We start from the raw sequence: 15944 nt of genomic DNA, 5'->3' as shown, positions 1-15944 counted from the left end.
ATGGCAGGTTTGCCGCACATCCTGATCGTTGACGATTCGCGCGTTGTGCGTGCGACCCTGATGCAGCACCTGAAGGGCTCCTACGAGATGCGCGAGGAGGCTGATGGCGACGCAGCCTGGCAGACGCTGGTGCTGGATCACTCGATCCAGGCGGTGATCTCCGATCTGCACATGCCGAAGCTGAACGGTCTGGAATTGGTCGAGCGTATCCGCGCGTCGAAGTTGCGGCGCTTGCAGGAATTGCCCTTCATTCTGGTTTCCGGCGAGGAAACCGAAGAGGATCGTCAGCGGGCAACGGATGCCGGAGTTTCCGATTTTGTGACCAAGGGCGTGGGCAGTGCGGAGATCCTGCTGCGCCTGAAACATCTGCTGGCCTTGTCGGAGGCGCGCGAGGATCTCGACGCCGGCCGCGAGCGCATGGTGCAGGATCCGTTGAGTGGCCTGTTTACCCGCAAGTTTCTCGAGCTGCAGACGGCGCAGGCGCTGTCGCATTCGGCGCGGCACGGTGGCGACAGCAGCTTGCTGGTCTTTGGTTTCGATGGCTATCAGGGCATGTGCGAGCGCTTGGGGAATGACACGGCGGCCGAGGTCGGCCACCGTTTTGCCCGCATGCTGGCCGGCAAGATTCGCCAGGAAGACAGTCTTGGCCATTTCGGTGCCGGTCAGTACGCCATCGTTTCGCCGGGTACCGCGCTGGCGTATTGCGCGACCTTTGCCGAGCGGGTACGGCAGGCGGTTGAGGTATCGCGCCTTTCCGTGCAGGGGCAGCCGCTCTCGGTCACGGTCAGTATCGGTCTGGCCGGTGTGCCGGCCGATCATGTCACTTCGGCGGGTGCCTTGCTTGATCTGGCCGGGCATCGCATGCAGGAGGCGATGCAAGGCGGCGGTAACCGCATTGTTTCCGGTGGCGTCGCCCCGGCAACGCGGACGATATCGATTCACCACGCGCTGGAGTTGCTGGCCAGCAACCGGGCCGATGCTGTCAAGCCGCATCTGGTGGCCCTGGCGAAGCAGCTTGGCCCCTTGCTGCAGTTGCTGGACAAGGAATTGGGTTTGGCTCTGCCGCTGGCAGAGATCGAACGCCGTTTGAACGAGCGGACAGGGCAAAAATAAATAGTCCGCCCGATTATTTTGTAGTGCAGGAAAACCTAGCTAGAGGGAGTTTTATGGCGACGTACAAGGAGTTTCACCAGTATTCCATCGAAAAGCCGAACGAGTTCTGGACCGAGCAGGCCCAGCTTGTCGACTGGAAGGAACCATTCACCCAGGTTTGCGATTTTTCGCGCCCGCCCTTTGCCAAGTGGTTTGTCGGCGGCAAGACAAATCTTTGTTACAACGCGGTTGACCGCCACGCTGCCAAGCGTCCGGATGCCAATGCGCTGATTTTCGTGTCGACCGAAACCGACGAAGAGAAGGTTTATTCCTTTGCCGAACTGCAGCGCGAAATCGAGCGCATGGCAGCGATCTACCAGAGCCTCGGCGTCAAGAAGGGCGACCGCGTCCTGATCTACATGCCGATGATTGCCCAGGCAACCTTCGCCATTCTTGCTGCAACCCGTATTGGCGCCATTCACTCGGTGGTGTTCGGTGGCTTCGCTTCCGGTTCGCTGGCAACCCGTATCGACGATGCCAAGCCGGTGCTGATCGTTTCCGCCGATGCCGGCATGCGCGGTGGCAAGGCCGTGCCCTACAAGCATCTGCTCGATGAAGCGATCGAACTGGCTGAACACAAGCCGGCCAAGGTGCTGATGGTCGACCGTGGTCTGGACAAGGAATTCAACAAGGTTGCCGGTCGCGATGTCGACTACGCCACTGAGCGTGCCAAGTTCATGGATGCCCAGGTGCCTTGCGAATGGCTGGAATCCTCCGAGCCGTCCTACATCCTCTACACCTCGGGCACGACCGGCAAGCCGAAGGGCGTGCAGCGCGACACCGGCGGTTACGCCGTGGCGCTGGCTTCGTCGATGAAGCACATCTACTGCGGTGGCGAGGGCGAAACCTTCTTCTCCACCTCCGACATCGGCTGGGTGGTTGGTCACTCCTACATCATCTACGGCCCGCTGATCGCCGGCATGGCCACCGTGATGTACGAAGGCACGCCGCTGCGTCCGGACGCCGGCATCTGGTGGCAGATCGTCGAGAAGTACAAGGTCAGCGTGATGTTCTCGGCACCGACCGCCGCCCGCGTGCTGAAGAAGCAGGACCCGGCCTTCATGCACAAGTACGACCTGTCGTCCCTGAAGCACGTTTTCATGGCCGGCGAGCCGCTTGATCAGCCGACCCACGAATGGTTCATGACCGAGCTGCAAAAGCCGGTCATCGACAACTACTGGCAGACCGAAACCGGCTGGCCGATGCTGGCCGCTTTGCCGGGCGTCGAAAACACGCCGATCAAGTACGGTTCGCCATCCTTCCCGGTCTACGGCTACAACCTGCAGATTTTCCGCGAAGACGGTTCGGTCTGCGATGCCAACGAAAAGGGTATCGCCGCGGTCATCCCGCCGCTGCCGCCGGGCTGTTTGTCCACCGTCTGGGGTCAGGACGACCGTTTTGTGTCGACCTACTTCACGCTGTTCAAGGAGCCGCTGGTTTACTCGTCGTATGACTGGGCGATCAAGGACGACGATGGTTACTTCACCATCCTTGGCCGTACCGATGACGTGATCAACGTTGCCGGCCACCGTCTGGGCACCCGCGAAATCGAGGAAGCCATCCAGAATCACCCGGCGATTGCCGAAGTGGCTGTGGTTGGCGTCGAAGACAAGCTCAAGGGCCAGGTGCCGATGGCGTTTGCCGTCGTCAAGGACGCTTCCAAGGTGGCAACGCCCGAGCTGGTCAAGGCGCTGGAGAAGGAAGTGTTCGCTACGGTTGACGGCATTCTCGGTGCCATCGGTCGCCCGGCTCGCGTGCACTTCGTGACCGGTCTGCCGAAAACCCGTTCCGGCAAGATGCTGCGCCGCTCGCTGCAGGCACTCGCCGAAGGCCGCGATCCGGGCGATCTGACCACGATCGACGATCCGTCGACGCTGGAGCAGATCAAGAACGCCCTGGCCAGCTAAACGCCTGCGCCTTCGCGCAAAAACCCGTCGGTGCAAGCCGGCGGGTTTTTTTACGCCGGTCTTGTAAGAATCCGGCGCGGGGGTGGGTGTTAGAATCGCCGTCTATCCTACCTTTCGGGTTGTTTCACGCTGATGATTTACGAAACCGTTGCCGCTGTCGATCTGGGTTCCAACAGCTTTCGCCTGCAGGTCGGGCGGGTCGTGGATAACCAGATCTATACGCTGGACTCGATGAAGGAGCCGGTGCGCCTGGCTTCCGGACTGACCCCCGAGAAAAATCTTGATCTGAGTTCGCAGATGCGCGCGCTGGACGGTCTGCGCCGCTTCGGTGAGCGCCTGCGCGGTCTTGATCAGGGCGCGGTGCGGGCAGTGGCGACCAACACCCTGCGCGTTGCCAAGAATGCGATGGATTTCCTGCCGCTGGCGGAAGAGGCGCTCGGCTTTCCGATCGAAATCATCGCCGGCCGTGAAGAAGCCCGCCTGATCTACATCGGCGCTTCGCACTCGCTGCCTTCTGTGGCGCACAAGCGGCTGGTTGTCGATATCGGTGGTGGTTCGACCGAGTTCATCATCGGCAAGCGGCATGAGCCGCAACTGATGGAGTCGCTGTACATGGGCTGCGTCAGCTATACGCTGCGCTTTTTTCCCGATGGCAAGATCGACAAGAAGCGCCTGCGCGATGCGCAGGTGGCGGCGGCCAAGGAAATCGAGCTGATTGCCGCCGATTACCAGCGTCTGGGCTGGAAGGAGGCGGTTGGCTCGTCGGGTACGGCGCGCGCAATTGCCGACATTCTCGAACTCAATGGTCTGAACCCGAACGGCGAGAGCGGCATTACCCGCGAAGGCCTAGACAAGCTCTGTCTGCTGCTGGTCAAGGCGGGCTCGGCCGATGCGCTTGATCTGCCCGGCGTCAAGGGCGACCGTCTGCCGGTGTTGCCGGGTGGCATCGCCATCATGTCGGCGATTTTCGAGGAGCTGGAGATCGAGCGCATGACCTATGCCGATGGTGCCTTGCGCCTCGGCGTGCTCTACGATCTGCTCGGGCGTTTCCATCATCACGACATGCGCGATTCGACGGTGGCGCAGTTCCGCCGGCGTTATCAGGTCGAGGCCGATCAGGCGGAGCGCGTCACGGCGACGGCGCTTTCGGCGCTGACCCAGTTGGCGGAAGGCTCGCCGGAAGAGGCCGACATCCAGTTCCTGAGTTGGGCGACGCGCCTGCATGAAATCGGCATTTCGGTGGCGCACAATGCCTATCACAAGCACGGCGCCTACATTCTGACCTACGCCGACATGCCCGGTTTCTCGAAGAAGGATCAGGCGCGCCTGGCCATGCTGGTGCTTGGCCATCGTGGCAAGCTGGAAAAGCTCAGTGCCATCCCGGCGGTCGACAGTGCCTGGCTGCTTGTTTTCTGTCTGCGCCTGGCGGTTCTGCTGCACCGCACGCGTGACGACCGGGCTTTGCCGGCGTGGTCGGTTCGGCTCAATGGCAATGGCTTCCTGCTTGAGCTACCGGCTGAATGGCTTGCCGAAAATCCCTGGACGGCTGCCGCACTCGGCGAGGAAGCCGCAATCTGGAAACAGGTTGGGCGCGATTACCAGGTGAAGTCGCGGACGGTGAGGAAGCTCGCGTGAACGACATCCCCCGCTTGCAGGTCGAGCCGGGGAAAATCGTGCTGTCCGGACAATGGACGCTGGCTGCCATGCTGCCGCATCTGGCCGAGTTGCAGGCTGATCTGGCGACCTTGAAGCAGACCAGCCGGCACTGGGATCTGTCGGCGCTGAGCCGCCTGGATAGCGCCGCGGCCGTTCTGCTCTGGCGTGTCTGGCAGCAGGCCTGGCCACCAGGCCTGGATGTTCAGCCCCTGCACCGCCAGGTGATCGAGCGGGTCGCCGTGTTGCCCGATGAAATCGAGGTGCCGGCGCCGCCGTCCTTCCGCCTGATTGAAGTGCTCGGCCGTCTGTTGTTGAAGGCTGTCGTCAATCTGCGCGGCATGCTGACCTTGTTCGGACAACTGCTCTTCGACCTGGCTTATTTGTTCCGCCATCCGGTCGACGTGCCGTGGCGCGAGTTTACTGCCAACATTTACAAGGCGGGCGCACAGGCGCTGCCGGTGACGGCGCTGGTCGGCTTCCTGATCGGCGTGACGATCAGCTATCTGTCGGCGCTGCAGCTCAAGGGTTTTGGTGCCGATCTTTTCATCGTCAATATTCTCGGGATTTCAATCATCCGCGAACTCGGGCCGGTGCTGGTCGCCGTGCTGGTCGCCGGGCGTTCCGGCTCGGCGATGACGGCACAGATCGGCGTCATGCGGGTCACCGAGGAAATCGATGCCTTGTCCACGATGGGCATTTCGCGCACGCTGCGCATCGTTTTGCCCAAAATTCTCGGGTTGACCGCTGCGATGCCCTTGTTGGTGTTGTGGACCTCGTTTGTCGCGCTGTTCGGCGGCATGCTGGCGGCGCTGCTGCAACTCGACTTGTCGCTCTATTATTTCTTTGAAAACCTGCCGCGCGCCGTGCCGATGGCCAACCTGCTGATCGGTCTGGGCAAGGGTGTGCTGTTCGGCTTCGTTATTGCGCTGGTCGCCTGCCATTTCGGTTTGCGCGTCAAACCGAATACCGAAAGCCTGTCGGCCAACACGACCAGCGCGGTGGTCACGGCGATCACCGCGGTCATCCTGGTCGATGCCGTGTTCGCCGTCCTGACCCGCCAGATCGGCATGCCGCAACTATGAATACGCCAGCGGTCGTCGAACTGTGCGGCATCGATACGGTGTTTTCCGGCCAGTACGTGCATCGCCAGCTCGACCTGCGGGTCGAGGCCGGCCAGATTCTTGGTCTGCTCGGCGGTTCGGGCAGTGGCAAGACAACCTTGTTGCGCGAAATGCTCGGCCTGTTGCGTCCGAATGCCGGTAGTGTTCGCCTGTTCGGCTTCGATCTCGATGATCCGGACATCATTGCCCAGCGCGCCATCCGGCGTCGTCTCGGCATGTTGTTCCAGCATGGCGCGCTGTTTTCCGCACTTTCGGTGTTCGACAACATCGCCTTCCCGCTGCGCGAACTGAAATGCCTCGACGAAGACTGGATTCGTCGCTTGGTGCATCTCAAGCTGGCCATGGTCGAAATGGAAGCGGCGCATGGCCGGCTGATGCCGGCTGAGCTGTCTGGCGGCATGGTCAAGCGTGTTGCACTCGCCCGGGCGCTGGCGCTCGAGCCCGAGCTGTTGCTGCTCGACGAGCCGACGGCCGGCCTCGACCCGGACCGCAGCCAGAATTTTGTCGACCTGCTCGGTTCGCTGCAGCAGGCCCTCGGCCTGACCATCATCATGGTGACGCACGACCTCAATACGCTGGCCGGACTGGCGACACATGTCGCGGTGCTCGCCGATCAGCGCATCGTCGCCTGCGGTCCGAAGGCGGAAGTGATGACCGTCGATCACCCCTTTGTCACCGGCTTTTTTGGCGCAGACCGCCGGAAGCTGCTTTAATTGACGCTCATGGAAAACAAATCACACGCCTTCGTCGCCGGACTCTTTGCCCTTCTGCTCGGTCTGGCGGCCTTGCTGGCGCTCTACTGGCTGGGCGGGGCGCGCGAGGAGACGCACGATTACGTGGTGGTCACCAAGCAGAACATTGGCGGCCTCAATCCGCAGGCCCAGGTGCGCTACCGCGGCATCCGCGTCGGCAAGGTCAGCGACATCCGGCTTGATCCGGATGATTACGCCAATATCCTGGTCACCATTTCGGTCAATGAGGATGTGCCGCTGACGCATGGAACGGTTGCCAAGCTGAATTACCAGGGGGTCACCGGACTGGCTCACATCCTGTTGCTGGAAACCGGCAAGAACGGCGAGCCGCTGGCGCCGGACGACGAGAAACCGCCCCGGATCACGATGATTCCTTCGCTGTTTGACGAGTTGGGCGAAACCGGTGCCGCGACCCTGCGCCAGGCCAAACAGTTGATGGTCAGCGCCAACGCCATGCTCAGCGAAGAGAATGCCCGGCACCTGACGGCGACGCTGGCCAATCTCGAGGCCGCATCGGTCAATATTAAGCCGACCCTGGAAAACCTCAACGGCACGCTGCAGCAGATGCGCAAATTGCTCGATGACCGCAATCTGAAAAATCTCGCGCAGGCGACCGGCGAGGTCGGTCCTCTGCTGGCCGATACACGTGCATTGGTCGGCAAGATGCAGGCGGCTACCGACAAGTTCGATATTGCCATCGGCGACGCGTCGACCGGTGGCGCTTCCGGCCTGATGCCACGCCTGAACGAACTGGCGAGTGATTTTTCGCAGACGTCGCGCCAGTTGAGCCGGGTCTTGCGCATCCTCGAAGACACGCCGCAGGGCCTGGTCTTCGGTGCGCCGGCGCTGCAGCCCGGGCCGGGCGAGGCGGGATTTGCTGCGGATGGAGGCAAATAGCATGCGTCTGCTTTCTGCGTTCCTGCTGGTGCTGGTGCTGATGCTGGCTGGTTGCTTCACTGCCGGCAAGCGCGGCGACTCGGCGCTGGCTATCTACGATCTGGGCCCTGCTGTGGAAAGTGCCGCGGCGCCTTCTGTCCTGTCGCTCGCGCTCGAAGTGCGGGCCCCCTTGTGGTTTGATTCGCTCGGTATCAATTACCGGCTGCTCTATGCCGAACCGGCACGTTTGCGCGAATACGCCCGCGCCCGCTGGGCCGGGGCGCCGGCCAGTCTGATCCAGCAGCGGTTGACGCGCGAATTGGGGCTGATTTCAAGTGGCCAGGGGCGGGCCGCCTGTCTGCTCCGCATCGATATTGCCGAGTTTGCTCAGGTGTTTGATGCTCCGGTCGTCAGTCGTGGTGTGCTGAGCGGGCGTGCGCAATGGCTGGATCGCAGTCGCGGCCAACTCGCCGAGCGGGAGATCAGGATAGCGATCGCGGCCGGAGAGAGTAATTCCCGGGCGGGAGTGGCGGCATTGACGGCTACGGTTGGACAACTGACGGCGATGCTGCGTCGCTGGGAAGGCGAACTGCTGGCCGGCGGCCAGCTTGCCGTCTGCCGTCGCTAATCGGCGATGATGCGTTCGGCAATGCGCTGCTTGAGATCGCCCGGATTGTCGTCGAACGGACTGTAATGCATCAGGGAGAGACCGAATACGCAGGCATAGAGCAGCAGGCTGCGGCTTTTTGCCTCGGCGTCCGACATGCCGGCCGCAACAAACAGTTTGCGCGTGCATTCCAGTCGATACAGGTCGACCGATTCGACGACGGCAGCAGCTGGCGCATCGTGACGCGCCCAGTCGCGTACCGCCAGTTCGATAGCCATGCCCTTGCGATTGCGGCTGGCGCCGTATACTTCAATGGCGTAATGCAACTGGTCGCGCTCTTGTCCCGGCGCGACCGAGGTGGTTTTCTCGATGTCGCGGATGCGGCCTTCCTTCCAGCGTTCAAGAACGGCGTCGAGCAGGGCGCGCCGGTCCTTGAAGTGCCAGTAGAAGCTGCCCTTGGTGACGCCGCACAGCTTGGCCAGGACTTCGACGCGCAGGCCGGCCACACCCTCGCGGGCGAGGACGTCAGTCGCCGTCTCGATCCATTGTTCCGGATCAAGCTGCGTGCGCGGCACGACCGACTTCTTGCGCGCCGGTTTGGGAGAGGACTTGACAGAGGTGTTTTCCATACGCTACCGTATGCATTCCATACGACACAGTATGGTCATTGTGCGTAATGACTCAGGCTATGTCAAACAGGCGTCAGGATGTAGTACAAAGACGCTGCCGATATTCATGACCGAAAAGGAGAGACTATGAAAATTCTCGTCCCCGTAAAGCGGGTGGTTGATTACAACGTGAAGGTCCGCGTCAAGGCGGATGGTTCGGGCGTCGACCTGGCCAACGTCAAGATGAGCATGAACCCGTTTGACGAAATCGCGGTTGAAGAAGCGGTGCGTCTGAAGGAAGCCGGCATTGCGACGGAAGTGATCGCGGTGTCGTGTGGTGTGGCTGCCTGCCAGGAAACCCTGCGCACGGCGATGGCGATCGGTGCCGATCGCGGCATCCTGGTTGATTGCGGTGATGTCGACCTGCAGCCGCTGGCCGTGGCCAAGCTGTTGAAGGCACTGTGCGACAAGGAAGCGCCGGGCCTGGTCATCTGCGGCAAGCAGGCGATCGACGACGACGCCAACCAGACTGGCCAGATGCTCGCCGCACTCGCCGGCTGGCCGCAAGCCACCTTCGCCTCCAAGGTTGTCATTGCCGACGGCAAAGCCACGGTTACCCGTGAAATCGACGGCGGCCTGGAAACCCTGGCCATTTCCTTGCCTGCGGTGGTGTCGACCGATCTGCGCCTGAACGAGCCGCGCTACGCGACCCTGCCCAACATCATGAAAGCCAAGAAGAAGCCGCTCGACACCGTTAAGCCGGCCGACCTCGGTGTCGATGTCGCACCGCGCCTGACGACGCTGAAAGTCGCCGAGCCGGCCAAGCGCAGCGCCGGCGTGATGGTCGCCGATGTCGCCGAACTGGTGAACAAACTCAAGAACGAAGCCAAGGTGATCTGATCATGACTATCCTCGTTATCGCTGAACACGATCACGCCAGCCTCAAGGCGGCGACCCTGAACACCGTCGCTGCTGCCGCCAAGATCGGTGGCGACATCCATGTGCTGGTCGCCGGCAGCAACTGTGCCGCCGCCGCACAGCAAGCCACCAGCCTGCAAGGCGTCGCCAAGGTCAAGGTCGCCGATGCTGCGCAATACGCCAGCCAGACGGCCGAGAACCTGACCGCGCTGGTCATCGCCAACGCCGCCGGTTACAGCCACATCCTGGCGCCGGCCACGACCTTCGGCAAGAACCTGCTGCCGCGCGTCGCCGCCTTGCTCGACGTTGCCCAGATCTCGGAAATCACCGGCGTTGAAGCCGCTGACACCTTCGTGCGCCCGATCTACGCCGGTAATGCGCTGGCCACGGTGAAGAGCGCCGATGCAGTCAAGGTGATCACCGTGCGGACGACCGCCTTCGATGCGGTCAACGCCGGAAACAATGCCGAAATCGAAGCCATCGCTGCTGCCGCCGACACCAACCAGACGCAACTGACTAACCGCGAACTGACCAAGTCGGAACGCCCGGAACTCGGTGCCGCCAAGATCATCGTCTCCGGCGGGCGTGGCCTGGGTAGCGGTGAAAACTATCATCAACTGCTCGAGCCGCTTGCCGACAAGCTCGGTGCCGCCCTGGGCGCCAGCCGCGCCGCGGTCGATGCCGGCTTCGTGCCGAACGACTACCAGGTCGGCCAGACCGGAAAGATCGTCGCGCCGCAGCTCTACATCGCGGTCGGCATCTCGGGAGCGATCCAGCACCTGGCCGGCATGAAGGATTCGAGGGTGATCGTCGCGATCAACAAGGATCCGGATGCCCCGATCTTCCAGGTCGCCGATTACGGCCTGGTCGGTGACCTGTTCGAAGTGGTTCCCCAGCTGGGCGCTGCACTCGGCTGATAGCAAAAAAGCAAGAGCCAGTACTAGAATAGCCGGGTGAATCTACCGGACAATCTGCTGGGCGAAACGTGGTACTGGATGGCTTGGGTCATCTGGCTTCCACTTTTCGCCCGCAGTCTTTTCCGGGCGCCGTGGGGGCGGCTGAAGTCCCCTGATTTGCTGAATGTTTGGCTGGGCATGGTGGTCTTGCTGACCCTGATCTGGAGCCTGAAAGCCGGGGTCAAACCCGGGCTCGGCTTTCATTTGCTTGGTGCCACGGTCTTTGCCCTGAGTTTTGGGCCACATCTGGCCTTTGTCGGTCTTTGCTTGGTGCTTGCCGGCATTACCCTGAATGGCGCAGCCGGCCAATTTGCTTACGCGGCCAACGCGTTATTGCTGGCCGGTGGTGGTGTCGTGTTTGCGCAGCTTTGTCACCGCGCGATTGTTCGACTCCTGCCGCCACATTTTTTCGTCTTTATTTTCGTCAATGCTTTTCTTGGGGCGGCCCTGACAATTATTGCCGTTGGTTTTTCCATTACTGTTTTTCTGTTTTTTTCCGGTGTTTACACTTGGGAGTACTTAATTGCTGAGTATTTCCCATATTTCATGCTTTTGGGATTCTCTGAGGCGTGGCTTTCGGGGATGTTAATGACGCTATTTGTCGTTTATCGGCCAGATTGGGTTATTACTTTTGATGATTCCCGTTATCTTGCGGATAAATAACGATTACAATTAAGGAGAATTCTTGTTTCCAAGGAGTCCCTCGTTGAATCGTTTGGCTTTTCGGTATTCGTTGCCCGTTTTGCTTTTTGCCTTGTCGGGCGCAGCTTATGCGCTCGGCTTGGGAGAGTTGCGCGGTCAACCTAGCCTGGGAGAGCGTTTTCGGCTGGAGGTTGAGATCCTTGGTGATGGCAAGGCGGCACTGGATCCTTCCTGCTTTCGTCTGATACCACCTGCAAGTGGCGGCGATCTGCCCTGGCTGAAAAAAGCTTCGCTCAGTATTCGCAAGGGTTCTCCTTCCATTCTCGAGATCAGTTCCGAGACGCCTCTGCGCGATCCGGTGACTGTGCTTGCGTTGCAAGTGGCCTGCGGGCATGAAGTTGGGCGTGAGTATGTAATATTCGCTTCGCCGCCCAAGGCTGCCCAGCCGGATTTGCCGGCGCGCCAGGAGGTTGTTCCCTCGGCAAACCTCGGGACATCTGCCAAAAAACCGGCGCCGCTTGTCCGGCCAAGAAGTCTGGCGCCGCGTCAGTCCGATGTGCCGGAGCGGTTGAAGCCGCACGTTGCAGAAAGGCGGCTGGCGCCCAATCCGGTGCCGGATCGCCTGTTGTTGTCCAATGGTGAAGATGTCGGGGAGCCGTCGCTGCGTCTGGCGACCGATCTTTTTTCGCTGACTCCCGGGGCGAAGACGGCGGAGGCGACAGAGGCTCAGCGTGAAATTCTGCGCCTTGAGTTCCGCATGTTGCTGTCGATGAATGAGCAGGCGACGAGTCAGCTGGCAACGGCTGAAAAGTTGCGCAACATGGAAAGCACGCTGGGGGATTTGCAGCAGCGCGCTGCCGAGTTTTCCCAGCGGGTCGAAAAAGGGGCGCCGGCGGAAGTTCCGGCAGCGAAATCCGATGCGGCGCCGGTTGCTGTGCCGCCAGTGGCGGTCGGGGGGGCGGAGGATGATTCCTCCGGCATTTCCGACTGGAGCTTCTACGGTGTCATTCTTGGCGTCGTGCTGGGTCTTGGCGGCTGGTTTGGCTGGCGGAAATACCAGGAGCGACGGCTGGATGAGACTGATCCCGGTTACCGGGTTGCTGCTCCTGATCTGAGGGTCGATCCAAGGCGCGAAGATGAGCGTGAAGAGTCCGGCGTGGTTGACCTTGCGGTCGAGCCGAATGTTTCCGCTGCGCCGATGGCTGTCGATCTTGAGCTGGACGGGGGCGAGGCGCCTGCAGTTTCTCCCGTGGCGGCTGCATCGTCAGCTTCCGAGTCGATGGACTCGGTGCTTTCCATTTCGGCAACGACGCTGGATGAGCATTTTGAGGCCAATCCGGTAATGGAACTGGCCGACATCATGCTGTCCTTCGGACGGGTCAAGGGCGCAGCCCAGGCCCTCCAGGAGTATATCGACAATAATCCGCAGGAAGCCTTGCAACCCTGGATTCGCCTGATGGATGTCTATCGCATGGCGGGTATGCGTAACGAGTTCGAGGCGGTCTCGCGCAACCTGAACCAGAATTTCAATGTCGAAGTTCAGCAGTGGAGTGGAGTCAACGCAGCGGCCGGTTCGCATACGCTGGATCTGGTGCTCGATGATGTCGCCGAGCCGGCGGCCGCCGCGGCACCGTTGGCGCCAAAGCCGGAGTGTCTGGAGGACATGCCGCGCTTGATGGGGATGGTTTCCGATCTGTGGAGTGCGGGCGACGTGGTCGGTTACCTCTATCAACTCCTGCGTGACAACCGGGGTGGTCAACGTGTCGGCTTTGCGCTTCCTGTTGTTGAGGAAATTCTTTTCCTCATTGAACTGAAGGAAACGGCTCATCGTATGGAAAAGGAAACTGTTGCGTCATGAGTGAATACATCGCACCGCTCAAGGATATTCGTTTTGTCATGCAGGATCTCGCCGGCTTGGCGCAGGTCGTCGCCTTGCCTGGATATGAAGAGGCTACGCCGGATGTGGTGGATGCCATTCTCGAAGAGGCTGCCCGCTTCTCCGGAGAAGTCTTGTCGCCACTGAATCGCGTGGGTGACCGCGACGGGGCCAAGTGGAAAGATACGGTGGTCACGACCTCTCCCGGGTTCAAGGAGGCTTATCGGCAATTCGTCGATAACGGCTGGAATGGCCTGGGGTGTGATCCGGAGTTCGGTGGCCAGGGTTTGCCCAAGCTGCTGTCCACTGCGGTCAGTGAAATGTGGAAAGCCGCCAACCATGCCTTCTCGCTGTGTCCAATGCTGACGCAAGGTGCCATCGAGGCGCTGATGATTGCCGGCACCGATGCGCAGAAGGCGGCTTACCTGCCGAATCTGGTTTCCGGCGAATGGACCGGTACCATGAACCTGACTGAGCCTTCCGCCGGGTCGGACCTTGCTGCGGTGCGCAGTCGCGCCGAGCCGGTGGGTGATGGCAGTTACAGGATTTTCGGGCAGAAGATATTCATCACCTATGGTGAGCACGACATGACGGATAACATCGTCCATCTCGTGTTGGCCCGCACCCCGGGGGCGCCTGAAGGCGTCAAGGGGATTTCCCTGTTTGTGGTGCCCAAGTTTCTGCTCAAGGCGGATGGAACGCCGGGTGAGCGCAATGATGTCTATTGTGTCTCGATTGAACACAAGCTGGGTATTCACGGCAGTCCGACGGCGGTGCTGGCATTCGGTGATCACGGTGGTGCGATCGGTACGCTGGTTGGCGAGGAGAATCGCGGCCTTGAGTACATGTTCATCATGATGAATGCCGCCCGCTTCAATGTCGGCCTCGAAGGTCTGGGCGATGCCGAGCGTGCCTATCAGCGCGCCGTTGTCTATGCGAAAGAACGGGTGCAGGGAACCGAGGTTGGTGTGCGTGGTGGTCCGAAGGTGCCGATCATCAAGCATCCGGACGTGCGGCGCATGTTGATGTCGATGCGGGCGCGCATTGAAGCGATGCGGGTGCTGGCTTACGTTACTGCTGCCGCGCAGGACAATGCCCACAATCATCCCGATGAAGCCGGGCGCAAGGCCGGGCAGGCATTTGCCGATCTGATGATTCCGGTCGTCAAGGGCTGGAGTACCGAAAGCGCAATCGATATTGCCTCGCTGGGCGTGCAGGTGCATGGCGGCATGGGCTATATCGAGGAAACCGGTGCTGCCCAGCATCTGCGTGATGCGCGCATCACCGCGATTTACGAAGGTACAACGGCGATTCAGGCGAATGACCTGATCGGCCGCAAGATTGCGCGTGAAAAGGGTGTCACGATCGCGGCTGTGATTGCCGAGATGCGTGCTGCGTTGCGGTCCCTGGATGGCGATTTACAGGCTATCGGAGCGCGTCAGTCCGTAGCGGTCGACGCCTTGGAAAAGGCGGTTTCCTGGATTGTTGCCAATTTTGCCGGTGACCCCAAGGCAGCTCATGCCGGCGCGGTTCCTTTCCTGTATCTGCTGGGGATTGTGGCCGGTGGCTGGCAGATGGGGCGAGCGGCCGTCATCGCGCGTGCCCGGATCGCTGCCGGAGAGAATGACCCCTTCTGGGCCGCCAAGCTGGCAACGGCCCGCTTCTATGCCGATCATTTCCTGACCCAGGCGGCTGGTCTGGCTGAGTCCGTGATCTCCGGCGCGGCCGGTGCACTTGAGATAGCTGACGACAGCTTCTGATTCCCTCTTTGTTTTGCCCGCAAGCCCGCGATTTCTGTTATAGTCGCGGGCTTTTCCACCTTGCCCCACCGCGAACGCATGACGGGGGGTATTTGCCAAAAGGAGTTTGCATGCGCCATTACGAAATCGTCTTTATCGTCCACCCGGACCAAAGCGAACAAGTGCCCGGCATGGTTGAACGTTACCGTGCCATCGTCACCGCCAAGAACGGTACGATTCACCGTCTGGAAGACTGGGGTCGCCGTCAACTGGCTTACCCGATCCAGAAGATCCACAAGGCCCACTACGTCATGATGAATATCGAGTGCGACGGCGAAACGCTGAACGAACTCGAACATTCCTTCAAGTTCAATGACGCCGTGCTGCGCCACCTCACCGTCAAGATGAAGGCTGCCGTGACGACTCCTTCCCCGATGATGAAGGAAGAAAAGTCCAAGTCCCTGCTTGGTGGTGAAGTTGCTGCTGCTCCGGCTGCTGCCGAAGCCCCGGCTGCCTAACGGATATTTGTACGGGAATTACGGCTGAACTGCATCGAACTCTCCGGCAATCTGGTCGAGCGCAAAGCACTGCGCTACACGCCAGCCGGGATTCCAGTAAGCGAAGGGTGGCTGCAACACAGCGCCCCGCAAACTGAAAACGGTGCGGAACGACAGGTAGAACTGGAAATTGCTGTGCTGGCCCTGGGCGAAGCTGCCCGCTGGCTGCAGGCAGCCCCCCTGGGGGGAGCGGTAAAAATTACCGGATTTCTGGCTGCAAAAAGTCGTACCAGCAAGCTGCCCGTACTGCATGTGAATTCAATAGAATTTTTGGAAGGAAACGAAAATGGCTCGATTCTTCAAGAAGAAGGATGACGACAAGAAAAAGAAACGCGGTGGTGGTCTCTTCAAGCGCCGCAAGTTCTGCCGCTTCACGGCAGAAAAGGTCGAACAGATCGACTACAAGGATGTTGACGTCCTGAAGGAATACATCCAGGAAAACGCCAAGATCATGCCGGCTCGTCTGACCGGTACCAAGGCCGGCTATCAGCGCCAGCTGGGCACCGCCATCAAGCGCGCCCGCTTCCTGGCCCTGCTGCCTTTTACCGATAACCATCAATAATTTTCGGGGAGACGA

At 60.6% G+C, this 15944-nt stretch carries 16 protein-coding genes; 15 read left to right on the top strand and 1 reads right to left on the bottom strand.

Annotated elements, in window-relative coordinates:
• The 7 genes from KIG99_RS04365 to KIG99_RS04335 all read left to right on the top strand — a co-directional run bounded on the left by KIG99_RS04365 (position 1) and on the right by KIG99_RS04335 (position 8092).
• Complete coding sequence (locus KIG99_RS04365; protein WP_226459026.1) at positions 1-1113, top strand: GGDEF domain-containing response regulator; 1113 nt, start codon at positions 1-3, stop codon at positions 1111-1113.
• 23 nt (positions 1114-1136) lie between these two features.
• Positions 1137-3059 (top strand): propionate--CoA ligase, encoded by a 1923-nt coding sequence (locus KIG99_RS04360; RefSeq protein ID WP_226459025.1) that lies wholly within the window; start codon positions 1137-1139, stop codon positions 3057-3059.
• Between the two features lie 132 nt (positions 3060-3191).
• Positions 3192-4694 (top strand): exopolyphosphatase, encoded by a 1503-nt coding sequence (ppx, locus tag KIG99_RS04355; RefSeq protein WP_226459024.1) that lies wholly within the window; start codon positions 3192-3194, stop codon positions 4692-4694.
• On the top strand, positions 4691-5797 hold the full coding sequence (locus KIG99_RS04350) for an ABC transporter permease (protein WP_226459023.1): 1107 nt from the start codon (positions 4691-4693) through the stop codon (positions 5795-5797). The genes ppx and KIG99_RS04350 overlap by 4 nt, the downstream gene beginning before the upstream one ends.
• On the top strand, positions 5794-6549 hold the full coding sequence (locus KIG99_RS04345) for an ABC transporter ATP-binding protein (protein WP_226459022.1): 756 nt from the start codon (positions 5794-5796) through the stop codon (positions 6547-6549). Before KIG99_RS04350 ends, KIG99_RS04345 begins: the two co-directional genes overlap by 4 nt.
• A 9-nt stretch (positions 6550-6558) precedes the next feature.
• Entirely contained in the window at positions 6559-7485 is a 927-nt protein-coding gene (locus KIG99_RS04340; RefSeq protein ID WP_226459021.1) for an MlaD family protein, read from the top strand.
• Between the two features lies 1 nt (position 7486).
• Entirely contained in the window at positions 7487-8092 is a 606-nt protein-coding gene (locus KIG99_RS04335) for an ABC-type transport auxiliary lipoprotein family protein (protein ID WP_226459020.1), read from the top strand.
• On the opposite strand, the gene KIG99_RS04330 is transcribed toward KIG99_RS04335, so the two are convergent.
• Positions 8089-8700 carry a TetR/AcrR family transcriptional regulator gene (locus KIG99_RS04330; protein WP_226459019.1) on the bottom strand — a complete coding sequence of 204 codons (612 nt, stop codon included), beginning with the start codon at positions 8698-8700 and terminating at the stop codon, positions 8089-8091. The genes KIG99_RS04335 and KIG99_RS04330 overlap by 4 nt on opposite strands.
• A gap of 126 nt (positions 8701-8826) precedes the next feature.
• Between KIG99_RS04330 and KIG99_RS04325 the strand changes: the two genes are divergently transcribed.
• The 8 genes from KIG99_RS04325 to rpsR all read left to right on the top strand — a co-directional run bounded on the left by KIG99_RS04325 (position 8827) and on the right by rpsR (position 15929).
• The gene (locus KIG99_RS04325) at positions 8827-9579 is read left to right on the top strand and encodes an electron transfer flavoprotein subunit beta/FixA family protein (protein ID WP_226459018.1); all 753 of its coding nucleotides are present in this window, start codon (positions 8827-8829) and stop codon (positions 9577-9579) included.
• Positions 9580-9581: 2 nt separating this feature from the next.
• Positions 9582-10514: an electron transfer flavoprotein subunit alpha/FixB family protein gene (locus tag KIG99_RS04320; protein ID WP_226459017.1), complete on the top strand. Its 933-nt coding sequence runs from the start codon at positions 9582-9584 to the stop codon at positions 10512-10514.
• Between the two features lie 36 nt (positions 10515-10550).
• On the top strand, positions 10551-11216 hold the full coding sequence (locus tag KIG99_RS04315; RefSeq protein ID WP_226459016.1) for an energy-coupling factor ABC transporter permease: 666 nt from the start codon (positions 10551-10553) through the stop codon (positions 11214-11216).
• Positions 11217-11259: 43 nt separating this feature from the next.
• On the top strand, positions 11260-13053 hold the full coding sequence (locus tag KIG99_RS04310) for a type IV pilus assembly protein FimV (RefSeq protein WP_226459015.1): 1794 nt from the start codon (positions 11260-11262) through the stop codon (positions 13051-13053).
• A complete protein-coding gene (locus KIG99_RS04305) occupies positions 13050-14831 on the top strand; it encodes an acyl-CoA dehydrogenase (protein WP_226459014.1) in 1782 nt (593 codons plus the stop codon). Before KIG99_RS04310 ends, KIG99_RS04305 begins: the two co-directional genes overlap by 4 nt.
• A 110-nt stretch (positions 14832-14941) precedes the next feature.
• Positions 14942-15328 carry a 30S ribosomal protein S6 gene (gene rpsF / locus KIG99_RS04300; RefSeq protein WP_226440754.1) on the top strand — a complete coding sequence of 129 codons (387 nt, stop codon included), beginning with the start codon at positions 14942-14944 and terminating at the stop codon, positions 15326-15328.
• Positions 15329-15331: 3 nt separating this feature from the next.
• On the top strand, positions 15332-15682 hold the full coding sequence (priB, locus tag KIG99_RS04295) for a primosomal replication protein N (RefSeq protein ID WP_319002419.1): 351 nt from the start codon (positions 15332-15334) through the stop codon (positions 15680-15682).
• Positions 15654-15929: a 30S ribosomal protein S18 gene (gene rpsR, locus KIG99_RS04290; protein WP_226440753.1), complete on the top strand. Its 276-nt coding sequence runs from the start codon at positions 15654-15656 to the stop codon at positions 15927-15929. The genes priB and rpsR overlap by 29 nt, the downstream gene beginning before the upstream one ends.
• Positions 15930-15944: the final 15 nt, after the last annotated feature.

This window comes from Quatrionicoccus australiensis (assembly GCF_020510425.1).
GTDB lineage: Bacteria > Pseudomonadota > Gammaproteobacteria > Burkholderiales > Rhodocyclaceae > Azonexus > Azonexus australiensis_A.
Note: the sequence above shows the minus strand (reverse complement) of the source record. Positions and strands in the feature narration are given on the sequence as shown.